At 68.6% G+C, this 15,654-nt stretch carries 12 protein-coding genes and 3 pseudogenes; 5 read left to right on the forward strand and 10 right to left on the reverse strand.

Annotated features, from left to right (window positions below; all coding sequences use genetic code 11):
- Positions 1–124: 124 nt before the first annotated feature.
- The gene (locus tag ACZ5XZ_RS29150) at positions 125–526 is read left to right on the forward strand and encodes a carboxymuconolactone decarboxylase family protein (RefSeq protein ID WP_430975360.1); all 402 of its coding nucleotides are present in this window, start codon (positions 125–127) and stop codon (positions 524–526) included.
- A gap of 490 nt (positions 527–1,016) precedes the next feature.
- On the opposite strand, the gene ACZ5XZ_RS29155 is transcribed toward ACZ5XZ_RS29150, so the two are convergent.
- Both ACZ5XZ_RS29155 and ACZ5XZ_RS29160 read right to left on the reverse strand, forming a co-directional pair.
- Positions 1,017–1,331: a universal stress protein gene (locus tag ACZ5XZ_RS29155; protein WP_430975361.1), complete on the reverse strand. Its 315-nt coding sequence runs from the start codon at positions 1,329–1,331 to the stop codon at positions 1,017–1,019.
- 100 nt (positions 1,332–1,431) lie between these two features.
- Positions 1,432–3,951 carry a heavy metal translocating P-type ATPase gene (locus tag ACZ5XZ_RS29160; RefSeq protein WP_468983215.1) on the reverse strand — a complete coding sequence of 840 codons (2,520 nt, stop codon included), beginning with the start codon at positions 3,949–3,951 and terminating at the stop codon, positions 1,432–1,434.
- Positions 3,952–4,219: 268 nt separating this feature from the next.
- On the opposite strand from ACZ5XZ_RS29160, the gene ACZ5XZ_RS29165 reads away from it, so the two are divergent.
- Complete coding sequence (locus ACZ5XZ_RS29165; protein ID WP_468983218.1) at positions 4,220–4,471, forward strand: hypothetical protein; 252 nt, start codon at positions 4,220–4,222, stop codon at positions 4,469–4,471.
- Between the two features lie 293 nt (positions 4,472–4,764).
- Here the strand turns inward: ACZ5XZ_RS29165 and ACZ5XZ_RS29170 are convergent.
- The 3 genes and pseudogenes from ACZ5XZ_RS29170 to ACZ5XZ_RS29180 form a co-directional block, all read right to left on the reverse strand.
- A pseudogene (locus ACZ5XZ_RS29170) lies at positions 4,765–5,143 on the reverse strand (DUF302 domain-containing protein); the annotation flags it as partial.
- A 50-nt stretch (positions 5,144–5,193) separates the two neighbouring features.
- On the reverse strand, positions 5,194–5,802 hold the full coding sequence (locus ACZ5XZ_RS29175) for a sulfocyanin-like copper-binding protein (RefSeq protein ID WP_430975364.1): 609 nt from the start codon (positions 5,800–5,802) through the stop codon (positions 5,194–5,196).
- A complete protein-coding gene (locus ACZ5XZ_RS29180; RefSeq protein ID WP_430975365.1) occupies positions 5,799–6,107 on the reverse strand; it encodes an SHOCT domain-containing protein in 309 nt (102 codons plus the stop codon). The genes ACZ5XZ_RS29175 and ACZ5XZ_RS29180 overlap by 4 nt, the downstream gene beginning before the upstream one ends.
- A gap of 1,117 nt (positions 6,108–7,224) precedes the next feature.
- Here ACZ5XZ_RS29180 and ACZ5XZ_RS29185 point away from each other — a divergent pair.
- Complete coding sequence (locus ACZ5XZ_RS29185) at positions 7,225–7,947, forward strand: (2Fe-2S)-binding protein (protein ID WP_468983221.1); 723 nt, start codon at positions 7,225–7,227, stop codon at positions 7,945–7,947.
- Between the two features lie 152 nt (positions 7,948–8,099).
- Here the strand turns inward: ACZ5XZ_RS29185 and ACZ5XZ_RS29190 are convergent.
- The 5 genes and pseudogenes from ACZ5XZ_RS29190 to ACZ5XZ_RS29210 all read right to left on the reverse strand — a co-directional run.
- A pseudogene (locus tag ACZ5XZ_RS29190) lies at positions 8,100–8,874 on the reverse strand (IS5 family transposase); the annotation flags it as partial.
- Positions 8,875–8,947: 73 nt separating this feature from the next.
- Positions 8,948–10,387 carry an NF041680 family putative transposase gene (locus tag ACZ5XZ_RS29195; protein ID WP_468983224.1) on the reverse strand — a complete coding sequence of 480 codons (1,440 nt, stop codon included), beginning with the start codon at positions 10,385–10,387 and terminating at the stop codon, positions 8,948–8,950.
- 138 nt (positions 10,388–10,525) lie between these two features.
- Positions 10,526–11,110, reverse strand: a complete 585-nt coding sequence (locus ACZ5XZ_RS29200; RefSeq protein ID WP_468983324.1) for a DinB family protein — start codon at positions 11,108–11,110, stop codon at positions 10,526–10,528.
- 169 nt (positions 11,111–11,279) lie between these two features.
- Positions 11,280–11,833 (reverse strand): annotated as a pseudogene (locus ACZ5XZ_RS29205) (IS5 family transposase); the annotation flags it as partial.
- Positions 11,834–12,286: 453 nt separating this feature from the next.
- A complete protein-coding gene (locus ACZ5XZ_RS29210; RefSeq protein ID WP_468983227.1) occupies positions 12,287–13,162 on the reverse strand; it encodes a hypothetical protein in 876 nt (291 codons plus the stop codon).
- 680 nt (positions 13,163–13,842) lie between these two features.
- Between ACZ5XZ_RS29210 and ACZ5XZ_RS29215 the strand changes: the two genes are divergently transcribed.
- Together ACZ5XZ_RS29215 and ACZ5XZ_RS29220 are read left to right on the forward strand one after the other, a co-directional pair.
- Positions 13,843–15,066 carry a hypothetical protein gene (locus tag ACZ5XZ_RS29215; protein WP_468983230.1) on the forward strand — a complete coding sequence of 408 codons (1,224 nt, stop codon included), beginning with the start codon at positions 13,843–13,845 and terminating at the stop codon, positions 15,064–15,066.
- A 158-nt stretch (positions 15,067–15,224) separates the two neighbouring features.
- On the forward strand, positions 15,225–15,389 hold the full coding sequence (locus ACZ5XZ_RS29220) for a hypothetical protein (protein WP_359613184.1): 165 nt from the start codon (positions 15,225–15,227) through the stop codon (positions 15,387–15,389).
- Positions 15,390–15,654: the final 265 nt, after the last annotated feature.

A 15,654-nucleotide genomic window follows, 5' to 3' on the forward strand; every position in this document is an offset into this window, starting at 1 on the left:
TACCTCCCAGGCATGGGAAGTATAGACAGTCATGCCCATGGAGCAGATTTGGGCGACCCTCAGGCCAGGCTGGAAACAGCGCACCGGACGGACCGGAACGCACACCACGCCCTGAGGAGATTCCATGAATCGCGAAGACCGCTACGGGTACGGCATGAAGGTGCTGGAGCAGGTCGACGGCGAAGCAGGACAGCGGATCGTCGACTCCCTCGCAGACACCTCACCGGAGTTGGGCCACCAGGTGGTGGCATGGGCATTCGGCGACATGTACTCCCGTCCCGAGCTGGCCCCGCGTGATCGACAGCTGGTCACTCTGGGCGTGCTCACCGCGCTCGGTGGCTGCGAAATCGAGCTGGAGGTACACATCAACGCCGCGCTCAACGTCGGCCTGACCGCTACCGAAATCACCGAGTCGCTGCTGCACTCAGCCGTCTACTGCGGCATGCCACGGTCGATCAACGCCACACTCATCGCCAAGAAGGTCTTCGCCGAGCGTGGCCTGCTCCCCCTCACCAACCTCAGCTGACCGTTGCCATGCCGCACCCTCGATGCGCCGGGCGGTGCTGTTCGCCGAAACGGCATCAAGTGGCACTCCAAGCCGCGGCGAAAGCGACTGATCCATGTGCGTCCGGACCCGGACCTTGGGCCCCAAGCGAAGAGCCCAGCAGAGCCTGCACCCTCGGCGACCGCATCCCCCCTGACGCCGGGCTCACACCAACCCGGTCTGCCTCACTCGGACTTCGAGCGCCGCGGTGTCGACGACGGCACCGCGGCGGTGCCGGACGGCGTCCTCGCTGACGGGGTAGACGACAAAGGGTGCCGCCCATCCCGGTGATGAGCCCGAGACTGACCCCAGCCCCGCGCCCCCACGCAACCATGCCACGCATTGATCGCGCTCGCTCCGGCCCCCGGCAGCACCATCGCCAGCTCCTCCTTGAGCGCGGCCTGCCTTCCCTGCTCGCCAACCGGTCGGCTTTGCACCTTGCCTGCCACTGGGGCACCCGGCCAATGACCTGTCATTCCTGGGCCAGGTGCGCTGGGCTCTGGCCCGCCTCAACGCCGTCACGAACAATCACCACCGGGCACGCTGCACCCTGAACGCATTGCTGGCTCACCGAACCCAGCAGCAACCCAGCGAACCCGCCCCGCCCCCGCGCCCCGACGACCAGCAGGTCAGCGTTCCGGGCGGCCTCGATCAACGTCGGCGCCGGCGGCGCCTCGACGACCCGGCGTTCCACCCCGGCCGGGGCCGGACCTTCGTCTACACCGTCCGCCACACCGGTACCTCCCACGGCGACGGCATCTATGAACACGGCAGCTTCGCCGTCCACTTCGTCGACCAGACGCTAGTGGAAGCCCTCGCTGCCGGCTGGGAGCTGAGGGAGGTCCGCCCCTTCGACGAGGGAGATCTCCCACGCCGTCTTCGGCGCGTCACCCAGACCGCGCTGCCGAACCCTTGATGCGCCAACGGCGCAGGCGGGATGCGTTGGTGACCACTGACAGCGAGCTCGCTGCCATGGCGACGGCGGCGATGATCGGGCTGAGGCGGATACCCCACAGCGGGTAGAGGGCTCCGGCGGCGAGGGGGACGCCGACGGCGTTGTAGACCAGGGCGAAGAACAGGTTCTGACGGATGTTGCGCATGGTGGCGCGCGAGAGCCGGATGGCGGTGACGACGCCGGTGAGGGAGCCGGAGATGAGGGTGATGTCGGCGGCCTCGATGGCCACGTCGGTGCCGGTTCCGATGGCCAGGCCGACGTCTGCGGCGGCTAGGGCCGGGGCGTCGTTGATGCCGTCGCCGACCATGCCCACCGTGCGGCCCTCGCGCTGCAGGCGGCGGATCTCGTCCGCCTTGTGCTCGGGCAGTACCTCGGCCAGTACACGGTCCACGCCGACCTGGGCGGCGATGGTGTTGGCGGTGCGGGCGTTGTCGCCGGTGATGATGACCACCTCCAGGCCGAGGCCCTGCAAGGCGGCGATGGCTTCTGCGGAGTCGTCCTTGACGGTGTCGGCCACCGCGAGCACCGCAGCCGGGCGGCTGTCGACCGCAACCAGGACCGGCGTCTTACCCTCCGCCGAGAAGCGGGTCGCGAGCGGGGCGAGGGCGGAGGTGTCGATGTCCACGTCGCCAAGCAGGCGGGCGGTGCCCACGAGGATCGCGTGGCCGTCCACGGTGGCCTGCACGCCCTTGCCGGTGACGGAGTCGAAGTCGGTCGGGGTGGGCCAGGTCAGGCCGCGTAGGCGGGCGCCGTCGGTGACGGCCTGGGCGAGCGGGTGTTCGCTGGACTCCTCGGCGGCTGCGACCAGCGCCAGCAGCGGGGCCTCGTCGACGCCCTCGGCCGCGTGCACGTCGGTCAGGACAGGCTTTCCTGCGGTGACCGTGCCGGTCTTGTCCAGGACGACGGTGTCGAGTTTGTGGGCGGTCTCCAGGGCCACGGCGGAGCGGATGAGGATGCCCGCCTGGGCGCCCTTGCCGGTACCGACCATGACCGACAGCGGGGTGGCCAGGCCGAGCGCACACGGGCAGGCGATGATCAGGACCGCGACGGCGGAGACGAGGGCCAGGGTGAGCGCCGGTACCGGGCCGACGGTGAACCACACCGCGAACGTGGCCACCGCGACGGCGATGACAACGGGCACGAAGTACGCCGAGACCGCGTCGGCTAGCCGCTGAATGGGAGCCTTGGACGCCTGGGCCTGCCGGACCAGGCGGATGATCTGGGCGAGCACGGTGTCGGCTCCGACCTTGCCGGCCCGTACCCGGATGCTGCCGGTGCCGTTGACGGTGGCGCCGATGACGGTGTCCCCGGCCCGTTTGGTGACGGGCATCGGCTCGCCGGTGACCATCGACTCGTCCACGGCTGACGATCCGGACAGCACTTCGGCGTCAACCGGCACCTTCTCTCCGGGCCGGATGACCACCTCGTCGCCCACCACGACCTCGTCCACCGGGATTTCCCGTTCGGCGCCGCCGCGGAGCACGCGGGCGGTACGGGCCTGCAGGCCCAGCAGCGCGCGGATCGCCTCGCCGGTGCCGGCCTTGGCCCGTGCCTCCAGCAGCCTGCCGAGCAGGATCAGGGTGAGGATCACCCCGACCGCCTCGAAGTAGACCTCCCGTACCTCGCTGGGCAGCAGACCTGGGGCGACGGTGACGAGCACGCTGTAGCCGTAGGCGGCCGTGGTGCCCAGGGTGATGAGGCTGTTCATGTCGGCGCCGCGGTGGCGCAGGGTCAGCCAGCCGGTGGAGTGGATCGGCCAGCCGGTGTAGAACATCACCGGGGTGATCAGGGCCAGTTGCAGCCAGTGGTTCAGCAGCCAGCCCGGGACCCACTGGGCGCGGAACAGTTCGTGCGCCATGACCGCGAACAGCACCGGCAAGGTGAGCACCGCGCCGACCGTCACTCTGCGGGTCAGGTCCGTGATCTCCGCGCGCCGTTCGGCGGCCTCGGTCGCCTCCGCCTCCGCGGCCCCGCGCTCACCATCCGGCACCCGACCAGTTGCACCGGCGGCTGGTCCCATGACGGTGACGTCCGGACGGTCTCCACCGGAGTCGGCTTGCGTGGCGTCTGGAGCACCGGCCGGTTCGACCAGTAGCGTGCCGTGGATCATGTTCATCCCGCAGGCGAAGCCGAAGGACCCGGCCCGGTCCGGGCTGACACGGACGGTGGTACGTGCGTACGCGGGCAGCCCCGCACTGACCCGAAGATCCGGGAAGACGACCCGTGACGTGCATTCCCCGCTCTCCTGCCGGTCGAAGACCAGCTCCAGGGGCACACCCTGACGCGCCCGGATCACGTCCGGCCGGTAGCCGCCCCGTACGGTCACCTCGACCCGCTGCACCCCGCCCTCCAGCCACGCGGTCCGGGCCCGGCGCGGACCGAAAAAGAACCATCCCAATCCGGCGATCACCACAGCGGCAGCGATCAACACGCTGATGTCGACGGCACCCATGGCAGACCGGCCTCCCAAATGCACGCTTCCCTCCAACCCTCCCTCCAGGCTGCCCCGCCGGATAGGGGCTCACCGGCAGCTGACAGGGACCGTCCGGCCCTGCTGGGACATGCCACCGCCGAGGGAGTGTGGCAGTCATGGAAATCGTGGATATCAGCAGGACAGCGGGCTCCTTCCTACGGCCCGGACGCCGGGGATGTGAACGCGGTGTTCTGCTGCGACGGCATCGGCGCGGCACGCTGTGCCGACATCACCAGGGAAGCCCGCGATGAACACCCACGAACCGGGCCGACAGCCCTCGGACATGCCCAAGCCCCCCGCCCACCAGCAGGGTCGCCGTCGGCTCAGGAGCGCCTGGGTCATGCTTGCCTGCTGCATCCCGCTGATCATTGTCGTCTTCGTCCTCGCAGCCACAGGAGTCGTCGACTTCGGCTTCGGGTTCGTCGCGATCGCCTGCCTGGCGGTGATGGCTTTGATGATGCGCGGCATGGGCGGCAGCGGCGGAGGCCGCACCCAATAGGGCGGAGTCCGCCGTGCCCCCCTCATCGGTGTGCTGCTCCTGTCCGGATGGACCTGGTGGGCACTACGCCGCCTGACATCCTTCTGGCGCCGCTGCCCGCCCCTGGCCCGTGTGCTCGGGCCCGAGACAGCAGCGAACGCCGCTGAGCGACGACTCGCCCACCGGCTGGAGATCAGGCAGATTGGCGAGGCCGCCTACCGGCTGGCCATGGCTGATCTGGCGAGGACCGAAGCCCACCAGCACCCGTCAGCCGGCCCTGGAGCGCAGCCACGCACCGCCGTCATCCGCCAGGCGAGGGCGGCCAGAGCCGCGTCGACGCGGCGGGTGGCCTCCGCCGCGATGGGTTCGAGCGCGGGAAGGCCGGTGAGGCCAGCCATGGTGGCCGGATCCAGGACCTGGCCCACGGCGCTTTCGCCCGCCGCACGTACCACGACGTTGCAGGGCAGCAGCAGACCGACGGTACGGTCGGCCTCCAGTGCCTGGTGAGCCAGCGACGGGTTGCAGGCACCGACGATCACGTAATCCTCCATCTCCTGGCCGAGCTTGGTTGAGGGTGGCGGTCACGTCGATCTCGGTGAGCACACCGAAGCCCTGCTCGGCGAGGGCATCGCGGACGGCGGTCACCGTGCCGGCGAAACCACCGTTGAGGCGGATGGTCCGGTCGTCACTCATGGCAGCCCTCCTCCATACAGGCACTCCACAGCAGCTCCCTTGCTGTGGAGTCACTGCGTGACATCCAGCTCGGCGTACATGCCGGCGCCATAGTGACCGGGGAAGTTGCACACCAGCTCGTAGCGTCCGGGCTGCAGCGTCACCGTGGTCCAGGCCGCCGCACCAGGGACGATCCCAGTCCCGGCCCCCGCGCCACAGCTGCGCGAAGCCTCACCCGGGCTGCCCGCCTCATCGACGCGCCCGTCAGCACCGGTGGGCCGTTCCCCCACCGTTTGCCCCGTCGGCAGCGGGAGGACGACCACCTCGTGGGGGAGGACGCCTGCATTGACCACGCGCAGGGACACCACGCCCGCCGGAACAGCGCTCGGAGTGGCGCGCAGCCACATCATGCCCAGGCCATGCCCGCCAGGGCCGCCGTTCGGGACGCGCCCGTCGGGTCGGCCCCTCATTCCCGGCCCCATATCCCCGACGGTCACCTCCACCGCATGCCCCTTCAGGAGGGGCGCCCTGCACTGCATCGCCTCCCCTCGCCAAGTTGCTGGGGAACCGCCACGGAAGCCACCGACGGCAGCGAGCAGCAAGGTCGTCGCGATGCCCAGCACCAGTGCGGCAACCGCTCCCCAGGCCAGCCACAGCCGGCGCGGCAGATCCGTCCTCACCGGTGCTCCCTCAGCAGCGTGATCCGGCGTCTGTACTCGTCCTCGTCGATCTCCCCGCGGGCGAACCGCTCGGCAAGCAGGTCCTCGGCCCGCCTGCTTGCGCCCCCCGCCTCATGGGAGGAAGGCGGGCCACCCTGCTGGCCACGATGGCTGCTGGAGACGTAGCGGACCAGCGCCACGACACCGGCGATGAGCAGCGCCCAGAACAGCACCATGACCACGGCCATGAAGAACCAGCCGCCCCAGCCCCAACCGCCGTCGTACCACATCATGCCGATCACATCCCTGGGCCGGTGGACACGCATGTGCTACCTCCAGGATGCGTCAGCTGTGGCCGGCGCAGAGATAGGGAACGTCCGGCCCCCGCCTGAGGGCCGAAGAGCCCCGGAATACCGAAGACCGCGGCCCAGCACCAAGCGATAAACAGCGGCCAACAAGGGGCAGAGATTCTGTCGGGGAACCCCGTCCCCGATCCAGCGTCTTCGCTGGTCAGACAGAGATTGAAGACCGGGAATCCCCCTGGTTCCCAAGCTCAGAGCGTGGTCTCGATTCCCATCACCCGCTCCATAGCGAAGGCCCAGGTCAGAGACCTGGGCCTGGTTCGTCGTCCAGACCCTGTCTGGGCTGCGCGCCATTCGCGTGCCACGGCCGGCGGGCGACGAGCGCTCCTCCCTTTGCCTCCTGGGGCCGTTGGGGAACCGACCCCGCTCCGAGCTCCCCTTCCGCACCCCCGTGAGACCAACCGGAACCGCGCCGCTGACCAGCGCAAATACCATCCACGCAGGCAAGATCAGTGCCTGAACCTCGTTCGTCGCGAGGAATTCTCACGCCGCGTGCTACGCATCGACCGTAGGGCTGGTGTCGTCACTGCGTCCTTGCTCCGCGTGCTCGAAAGCGGCGAGCCGGAGTACAGTCGCGCCCACACCGGGCGCTACACCCTGCGACGAAGTCCCGACGGACCGAGCCGCTCCGGCGGGGCTTCGTCATCGCACGCGATCTCACAGAGGAAGTACCTGCCGGGCGTTCCCCACGCGTGCCCGGACCGCACGCTGGGGGAACGCAGCCTGCTCACCGGACTGCCGGGCTGGGACGATCTACCCGCCGTGCGCAAGGACGCCGTCTGGGTCCTCGACGGGCCCGCCTACTTCAACCGTCCAGGCCCCAGGGTGGTCCGAGGTGCGGAGGTCCTGGCCCACGCCCTGCACTCCGTCGATGCGGGCGACCCCGTGAAGGCAGGTGAGGCAACCCGCCCGCCTGCAGTGAAGGACTGACCAGCAGCCCGAGCCAGGCACCACCGGGTTACTCAGGCAGCCAACCACCGGTGCCGGCACGGCCCGCCAGCCCGCACGCGAGTCGGCTCGGCAGTTACGATCCGGCCCGGATAATCCAGCGAACTGAGGAGGACCGGTGCCGCAGGAGCCGATGACCACAACACTCGGCCGCACCGCCGCCGTGGGGCCGTTCTTCTCCGTTCGGACCACTGCGGGAGCACCCCGCGAGCAGGGCTTTCTCCCCCTGGCGGAGGTGTACCGAGAGGGAGTCTCACCGGCGCTGCGCAACCGCGTGGACACGGTGGCGACGCGGCTCGGCACAGAAGAGAGGCGGGTTGCCGCCTCGCTCGTCTACCAGGGACTCGCCGGGCGCCTGTGGTCGATCGCTCTCGGACCGGCGGCGCTGGCCGGACGCATCGCCGATCTCGGCGGTGGCGCCCTGTGGTGGAATCCGGACCGGAGCACACCCGACGAACTCTGGCTTCCCGCCCCGTCCCCCCTGCCGTCGACCTCCGAGGAAGACCTCGCGGGCCGGCTACAAACGGCGCTCCTGCACGATCACCTGGTGCCGCTGCACCGCGCCGTCACAGCCGTGTCCCCGCTCTCCCCCCGCGTGCTGTGGGGAAACGCCGCCTCTGCCCTGGTCGGCACCCTCCGTGTGCTGCACAGCTGGTGTCGCCGGACAGGCCACCACGAAGCCGCGGAAAGAGCCGTGGCACTGGCGGCCTCCCTACTCACCACCCCGCAGCTGCGCGACAGCGGAACCCTGGATCCCACCGTCCCTGCCTTCTCACGACGCAGCTGCTGCCTCTACTACCGCGCCCCGGGCGGTGGGCTGTGCGGGGACTGCGTACTGAGGCAGGCCAGGCGATAGAACGTCGCCTCCCCACAGCGCGGCGGGTCCTCCATGAATCGACAACCTCGTCCTGCGGGCCGGACTGCGGGTCTGCCCATCGTTCCGTCGCCGCAGCTTGGGGCCTTCTGCAACACAGAGGGTGTCTCACGTGGCAAGTTTCGCGAGATCGCGAGCCTCTTGTAGCAGGTCAGCGCGCCGGCCGGGCCGAGGAAGGCGAGGAAGTGCGAGCCCTTTCGTTCGTATCGGACGGTGAGGCGGCGGTAACCGAAGAGCCAAGCGACCGGCCGTTCGATCTTCCAGCGGTGCCGACCGAGGCGTCACCGGACTCGATGCCTGGCCGCGCGACGAGCCCGCGCTCGCGCAGCCAGGCCAGGTGTTCGGCGGAGAAGTACGCCTTGTCCGCGCGGAGTTTGACGGGTCGGCGCCGCCGTGGTCCCCGGCGGGACCGGACGGCGGGTATGCCGTGGATGAGCGGGTTGAGGGCGAGGCTGTCGTGCTTGTTCGCGCCGGCACACGGCGACGGCGAGCGGGATGCCCTGGGCATCGGACAGCACGTGCGGCTTGCTGCCCTTCTTGCCGCGCTCGACCGGGTTCGGCCCGGTCAGCGATTCCCCCTTTTGGCGCGAACGGAGGCCGCGTCGCCGATCGCCGGGGTCCAGTCCACCTCGCCCGGGCCCCGAGTTTGTCCAGCACGGCCCGGTGCAGCCGACGCCACAGGCCGGCCTCGGTCCATACCGTGAAGCGGCGATGCGCGGTGGCGGGCGACGTGCCGAACGTCGGCGGCAGATGCCGCCAGTCACAGCCGCTGGTCAGCGCGTACACCACTGCCGTGAACACGGCCCGCTCGTCACACGGAGCGGTCCCACCACCTTGCGGACGAGCAGCGAACGACGGCGGCAACGGAGCGGCCAGCTCCCAGAGTTCATCAGGAACCAGAGATTCGATAGATCAGCACCCACGACCGGCATCATGCACGCACGAACATCAAGTCACGTGAGACAACCTCTAAGCTTGGCGTTTATGCAGCTCCGGTGACTGTGGTGGCTGCCGCAAGGTTTGGTTTGTCCTGTTTCCCGACGGGGTGCTCGCGTGCACGGTGCTTGTTCTTCATGCCGGTTGGTCGGCCGGGGCCGGCGGTGCTGGGTTTCGGTGCGCTGGCCGGCTGAGGGGTTTTCCGGTGGAGGCGGCGAAATCCTCGGCGGACGCGTGCGGGTGTGAGGCGCCCTTGGCGTGCGGGCCGCTCCCAGGGCTTGCGGAGGTCTTCGGCGAGGGGCCGGGCAAGGCGGAGCTGTGTGTGGGCTGCGATGACGAGCCAGGTCCAGCGGTCGGCGGCGGCCGGCTCGCGGAGTTTGGGAGCGGTCCACCCCAGCGTTTGCTTGAACATCCTGAAGGTGTGCTCCAGATCGAATCTTCGCAGGAATGCCTGCCAGAGCCGGTCCACATCCCCAGCAGTGGCGGCGGTGGCCGACCACCACAGCCAGACAGGCTTGGGGTTCCGGTCTCCTCGAAGGTGGTCGACCTGGAGACGGATGACGGTGCCTTCGATGACCGGCAGCTCTCCTTTGGGGTGGTCGGCCCAGGCCGAGCGCCGCACCAGCAGCGGGTGCAGACGGTCCCAGGCAGTGGCGACGGCCTTCCCGTAGTGGGTGGTGTCAGTCACGGTGGTGACGGAAGGGGCGGGCTGAGTTGCCGCAGCCTCGAACGCGAACTCCGCCCCGCGCTTGGGCTTACGCCCGCGTTTCCCCGCCGGCTGCGGCGGGGGCGGGAAGTACAGGACTCGGTCCGAACGCATCCGGCCCAGCAGCTCAAGGGGCAGGTCCGCGAGCAAAAAGGCCAGGCGAGTCACGTCATAGCCGGCATCGACGACGACCAGAACAGACGGATCGCCGATCTGCCACTGACCCGCCACATGCAGCCGTTGGAACACCTCCCGGAGTTGGGCTGCGGTGACGGCGATCGCGTCGTCCCACGGACACAGCCGGACCACGTCCAGCATGGCAGTCCACGACGTCCGCCCTGACTCCAGGGCGGCGACGAAGGAATAGGGCCACCCAGGGATCATCTGGGCCGAGCCCCTGCCCCGGCCATACGTATGACAGAACAGCCGGTCCGGGCTGGTATTCGCATCCGGCCGCAGCCAGTTGCTCACATCGACCGCCAGCACCAGCCGCCCTTCCGCCGTCCGGGGAAGCGGCAGCTCGGCCAGCGCTATGCGCAGCCGAGACAGGTCCAGATGCCCGCGGTTCAACCCGCCATACAGTGCACCATGCCCACGCTGATGCTCAGGCGCCAGGGACAATTCGACCAATGTCTTCACCGGGCCGTCCGCACACAGCAGGGCGTCGCTCAGCTCGAACAAGGCGTCGGGTCTGTGGGACAGGCAGGCATATAGCTCCGTCCGAAAGCATGACAGTTCGGCAAACGCATCCCGCGGGACATCCCGCTGCTGCAGACTCATTGCTACGGCCTTCGCGCTGGTCAGGTGCCTCTGTGACGGAGCACAGGATCAGGCGAAGGCCGCTCTCACGTCAGGCGCTCGGCCGAAAACGTCAGCAAGTTCGAGGCCATGTTCGACCGCGGACGTTAAACGCCAAGCTTAAGCCTTGATTGGTGCGGCCGACCTGGCGGCCTGCTCGATCTTCGCGCAGTAGGCTGCACGGGCTTCCTCGTCGATCTGTTTCTCGTGTTCGGCGCGCACCCCGGTCCGGCCGTCGAGGCCCTCGCGCAGGATATCGGCGTGCCCGGCATGCCGGATGGACTCGCCGAGGACATGGACCATGATGGCGAACAGGTTCGTGTTGGGATGAGGCTCCGGCCACCACGGCACGTGGCCGGGGGCGTCGAGGGGAAGCTCGTTGATCGTCGCGTCCGAGTGTTCCCACGTGCGCCGGTAGAACCCGATGATCTGATCGCGGGTCTCGTCCTCGGTCGCCCACAGATCGCTGCCGTTGGAGTCCTGCCACCGGGGCAGCGGTTCCGGGGAAGGACGGTCGAAGACCTCGCCGAAGTACCTGGCCTCGACGGTGGCCACGTGTTTGACCAGGCCGAGGAGGTTGGTCCCGGTCGCTGTCAAAGGTCGGCGGGCGTCGTATTCGGACAAGCCGTCGAGTTTCCAGAGCAGCGCCTTGCGGTCCCGCCGCAGTCTCCCGTGCAGGTCGTCTTTCGCGAATGTATCGATCATGCGGCATGAACCTGCCATGGGCTGCTCGTGGTCTCAAGATCCCGTGGTGGTCCGCAACGACTGGCAGAGCCGAGGCCCGGCCATGGCCGCCGCCCTGCCCTCCCCTGCCCTGCACTGCCACAAGAAGCTCGCGAAACTTGCCACGTGAGACACCCTCTTACTGATCGTTTCAGAATGCGGTGCGTATTCGTCTCAAGCAGATGATGCTGCAGGCGAGTTCGAGGAGTCCTTGGTGGAGGTCGGCGCGTATCTCGTAGCGGATGCGGAGGCGTTTGAACTGGTGGAGCCAGGCGAATGTGCGCTCCACCACCCATCGCGTCTTCCCGAGTCCGGAGCCGTGCGGGGTGCCGCGGCGGCCGATCTTCGGTGTGATGCCGCGCTTGCGGATCAAACGCCGGTACTTGTCAAAGTCGTAGCCGCGATCCGCGAGCAAGCGCCGGGGACGGTGGCGGGGACGTCCTCGCAGTCCGCGGATGCGGGGTATCGCGTCCAGCAGTGGCATCAGCTGGGTGACGCCGTGCCGGTTGCCGCCGGTCAGTGAGGCAGCAAGCGGGGTGCCGTGCCGGTCGACAATCAGGTGGTGCTTGCTGCCCAGCCTGCTCCGGTCGTCAGGCGAAGGCCCGGTGTGAGCCCCCCTTTGAGGGCTCTGACGTGCGAGCCGTCCACTGCCGCGTCGCCCATCTCCAACAGACCGGACCTGCGGAGTTCGACGAGCAGCGTTTCGGCCACATGAGTCACCGTCATTTTCGTACCCGCCGGACGCTCCAACGTGGGCTTTGCCCGGGTGGAGATGAGGAGCTGTGGATGCGGGGATCCGGTCTGCGACGCTGTCGCCGGGGCGGGATCGGCGCGCTGGCGGGGCCAGCTCAGCATGGGCCTCCGACACACTGTGGTGGCTCGGCGAACACCGCAGCCAGCTCTCCGACCGTCCGGATGGTCATTGGGAGCTCCCGGCTACCCACTGGTGTTCACCTGGGCGAGTCGTCGGCCGGCCGGACGTCCCCACTTCCTATCGGTCGGTCTCGGTCCACCGGACTGGCGTCGCGGTCAAGAGCCTCGGTGCGCAATCGCTGCCCTCGGAGAGCCCGTATGCCCCGTGAGCAGAAGGCAGTCACCGCGGCTGCGGCGAGAGCGCCGAGGAACTCCGGAAGGGCAGCAGACAAGATGCTCATGTCCTTATGCCCCCTCGCCATCGCGGAAGAGGAGCGCGTTGCGGCGCTCTTGCTCTGCCACCAGCCGGCGGACCTTGCGCCGAACATGCTCTCCGAAGCGCGCCGGCTCATCGGCACCGGCTTCCTGGGCAGCATCGGCCCAGGTGTGTACACCCGGACGGGCCCAGGCCAGGGCAACAGCACGTTCCGCGGGCAGCAGCGCCCTGACCAGCCTCCCCAGACGAGCGTCCTCCGGCTCAGTGGTCACCGGAGCGTCCGCTGGTTCGGAAGTGTCGGACGCCAGGTCCTGCAGGGTCAGGCCGTCACCGATCGGGGTGTTGAGCAGCAGGACCCTCCCATGGCGGGTACGGCGACGCCACAGCGGGATGAGCTGCCGGTGTACGGCGAAGGCGTCCGTGCGCAGCCGTACCAGAGAGGCTTCGTTCAGCCGCCCCTCCTCCGTCGTAAGAGGCTCCAGCCACTTGATCCTCAGCCCCTCGCCGAGAGGCTCCAGCCAGTCGTCCTTGAGCAAAGCCGTCGACACCGCTTCCTGCCATCGGGCTCCGCACCGCAGGCCCATGACCTCCGATGCGAACGATGCCACCAGGTCGGAGCGGCCCACCAAGGCCGCTCGCCGAGCCTCCAACGCTCGCACCGTGGGCGGTGGGTCGACCTCATTGGGAGACAACCAGGGATGCATGGCTTCTTGCTCCACCTGCGGGAGGAACGTCGGCAACCTCTTGTGCAGCGACGGCAGCGCACTCACAGTTCCGTCGCCATGCACCGTCAACGGCACCATCTCGTCGGGACCAAGAAAGATCAGCGTGGCAAGGACGCCCTGCGGCTCGGGCTCTCCACGCCGCCGTACCGGCCCTGCACGGTGCAACACCCGCACTGTCACCAGCGGGCGCGTCCCTTCAAAGCGTCGAAGACTCTGGCCTGGCTGCCGCACTGGCAACGGCAGCCGGTCCAACAACCGCTCATCGCGCACGGCCAGCGGGGCCAACTTCGCAGAGGCCAGCTTCCTTCCTACCGGCCACAGACGCCGGACTAACTGTCGGGCAGACAGGGCAAGTCGAACTGATAGACGCACGCTATCCGTCGAAGACGTCCCGGACACGAACAAGCTCCTCGTGAGTTTTCTAAAGGCTTCCTCTCTTAAGTCCCGACGGGCGGCCGAACCGACAATGAAATTCTCCGCATAGCGCGTGACTTCCGTCACACGTCTTGTGGCGCCCCCTCACGAGAGCATCAGCCGCAGGAAGGTGCCAGTCCGATCGCAGAACGGATCGCACACAAGCAGCGGATCGACTCGGCAAAGAACGCCGCTCCGTCAGCCACCTCGCCCCGCCTGCCGTTCTCGGCCGAGATGGAGGTGCCCCTCAACGAAGTCCTTGCCCCTCACGCGCCCTCGTCAGCGGGCCGCGCTCTCGCCAGGCTCTAGCTGCGCGGACCTGACCCGCTGTAGGCCCACTGCCCCCTGTGTCTCTCAGTGCGCCCTGTTTCCGCTGCTCAGCCCCGATTGTCAGACCCTCCCCGTAGCGTTGTGAGTCCTACTCGTGGCGGCTGCGGGGAGCACTAATGGACGACGACCTTCAGATCGACAGCGACGAAGACCTCTTCCGTAATCCCGTCTACTACGAACCGGCCTGCCGCAACCTCGACCTGGACCGCGCCGACCTTGGCGTCCCGCAAGGCCAAGACCTCCTGAACGTGCTCCTGCGCATGCGAGGACGTGTGCCCGTCGAAAAGCGCGGGCTCATCTGCCCCGACTGCCGGGACCTCCGCGGCCGGCGCGTCCCCATGTACCTCGTCCAGCGTGACGGCGTATGGCTTGCCTCCCACTACCGCAAGCCCGGGGAGAAGCCCATCAGCCACGAGTCCGACGAGCACCTCGCCCGCAAGGAACGCGTCGCGAAGGACTCCGAAGATCACGGCTTCCACGCCGACATCGAGTCGCACACCGCAGACGGGCACGCGCGCCTCGATGTACGCATCAACGGCGCCAACGGCATCGTCCTGGGCTACGAACCTCAGCTGAGCGCCCAGACAGCCCGCGGAATGCGGGCCCGGGAGGGGTTCCGGCGCCGCGGCGGTGTTCAGTCGGTCTGGGACTTCGCCGACCCTGACCACGCAGGCATCGGCACCGTCCCATACGTCCGCACCCCCAACCTGCCGGCTTCCGTCATCCGCGTGCAGAAGAACCCCATCGCGGTCCAGGACGGCAACTTCGTCCTGGAGGAGGGCCAGTGCAGCCAAAACGGCGCGCTCACCCGATGCCCGGAGAAGCCCTACGACCCGGAGAACCCCACCGATGCCGGGTACTGCGGGGGCTGGCACCGCGTCCTCGTGCCCGCCCATCAGTCGAGCACCTTCACAGGGGAAGGCGGTTTGACCCTTACCCGGTTCATCGTGGAAGCCGCGGCCGGTGAGCGGATCCCGTTCCAGCGGGGCGGCCACCACGGTTGGCTCCCCGCACAGCAGTGGCAGCAGTACCTCGAGGCGAACGGGCCCGCCCTGGACGACAAGGAGCGCCAGCCATCCGTACGACAGGGGGACCGGCGCGACAGGTGCACCGAGGACCGTCCGGCTTCGGAGGTGCGGGCTGAACCGAAGCGGAGACGTGGCAGCCGCGCGATGGTCCTTGCGTCCCGCCCCCGGGAAACCGAGGCCGCCAGGGTTCCGGTCGACGCGTCGGGTCTAGCAATCCCGCTCTGCCGCTACGGCTGCGGTCAGCCCGCAAGCCTTCCAGGACCCGAAGGGCTGCCCGAGCACTTCTCGTGCCGCAGGAAGCATGAGGCGTGATCTATCGGCCACCACTGGCTGCCGCTCGCTGCGTTACCTGGCGCGAGAGCCCCCTGCCCGGTTCGGGTGGAGGGTGTCATGTTTCCACCCAACATGTCAGTCCCCCGGTGCCACAGTGGGCGCAGCACACCCAGCACCCCTTTCCCGAGGAGCCGACCGTGGCCCAGAGCACCACCTTCCGCACCAGCACCAAGCAGGACACCCTCACCGACCACGTTGTGGAGTTCCTCAGCCGGGTCTCCCGCGCACTCCGGAACTTGGCCGACTCGGCTGACCACGCGGCGAAGATGGTGCGGAAAGCGGACGCGGCACGGCGAAGCTGAACCGGCACACCCGGGTAGACCAGCGGATCTACTTTCCGCGCGAGCGGAGGTGAGCCGCCCATTGCCGCGGAGGAACATGGCCGACCTCCAGCGCACAGCCCTGGCCCCGCCGCGCCGCCCTACGGGGCCTGACCCGCCCAACAGTTCGCCTGACTCCCCATCAGAACGAGCGTTAACATATCACCCGTAACACCCACACCGCACATAATACGCACCAGCAAAACCGCAGGTCAGGAACCCTTGGCGGCCGGTTCGAGGATGGCAA

The organism is Streptomyces sp. NPDC033270, from assembly GCF_055576575.1.

Excerpts from the sequence above, each read along its gene's own strand:
- ACZ5XZ_RS29150 (WP_430975360.1), top strand. The coding sequence starts at position 125 with ATGAATCGCGAAGACCGCTACGGGTACGGCATGAAGGTGCTGGAGCAG.
- ACZ5XZ_RS29160 (WP_468983215.1), bottom strand. The coding sequence starts at position 3,951 with ATGGGTGCCGTCGACATCAGCGTGTTGATCGCTGCCGCTGTGGTGATC.
- ACZ5XZ_RS29165 (WP_468983218.1), top strand. The coding sequence starts at position 4,220 with ATGAACACCCACGAACCGGGCCGACAGCCCTCGGACATGCCCAAGCCC.
- ACZ5XZ_RS29180 (WP_430975365.1), bottom strand. The coding sequence starts at position 6,107 with ATGCGTGTCCACCGGCCCAGGGATGTGATCGGCATGATGTGGTACGAC.
- ACZ5XZ_RS29185 (WP_468983221.1), top strand. The coding sequence starts at position 7,225 with ATGACCACAACACTCGGCCGCACCGCCGCCGTGGGGCCGTTCTTCTCC.
- ACZ5XZ_RS29195 (WP_468983224.1), bottom strand. The coding sequence starts at position 10,387 with ATGAGTCTGCAGCAGCGGGATGTCCCGCGGGATGCGTTTGCCGAACTG.
- ACZ5XZ_RS29200 (WP_468983324.1), bottom strand. The coding sequence starts at position 11,110 with ATGATCGATACATTCGCGAAAGACGACCTGCACGGGAGACTGCGGCGG.
- ACZ5XZ_RS29215 (WP_468983230.1), top strand. The coding sequence starts at position 13,843 with ATGGACGACGACCTTCAGATCGACAGCGACGAAGACCTCTTCCGTAAT.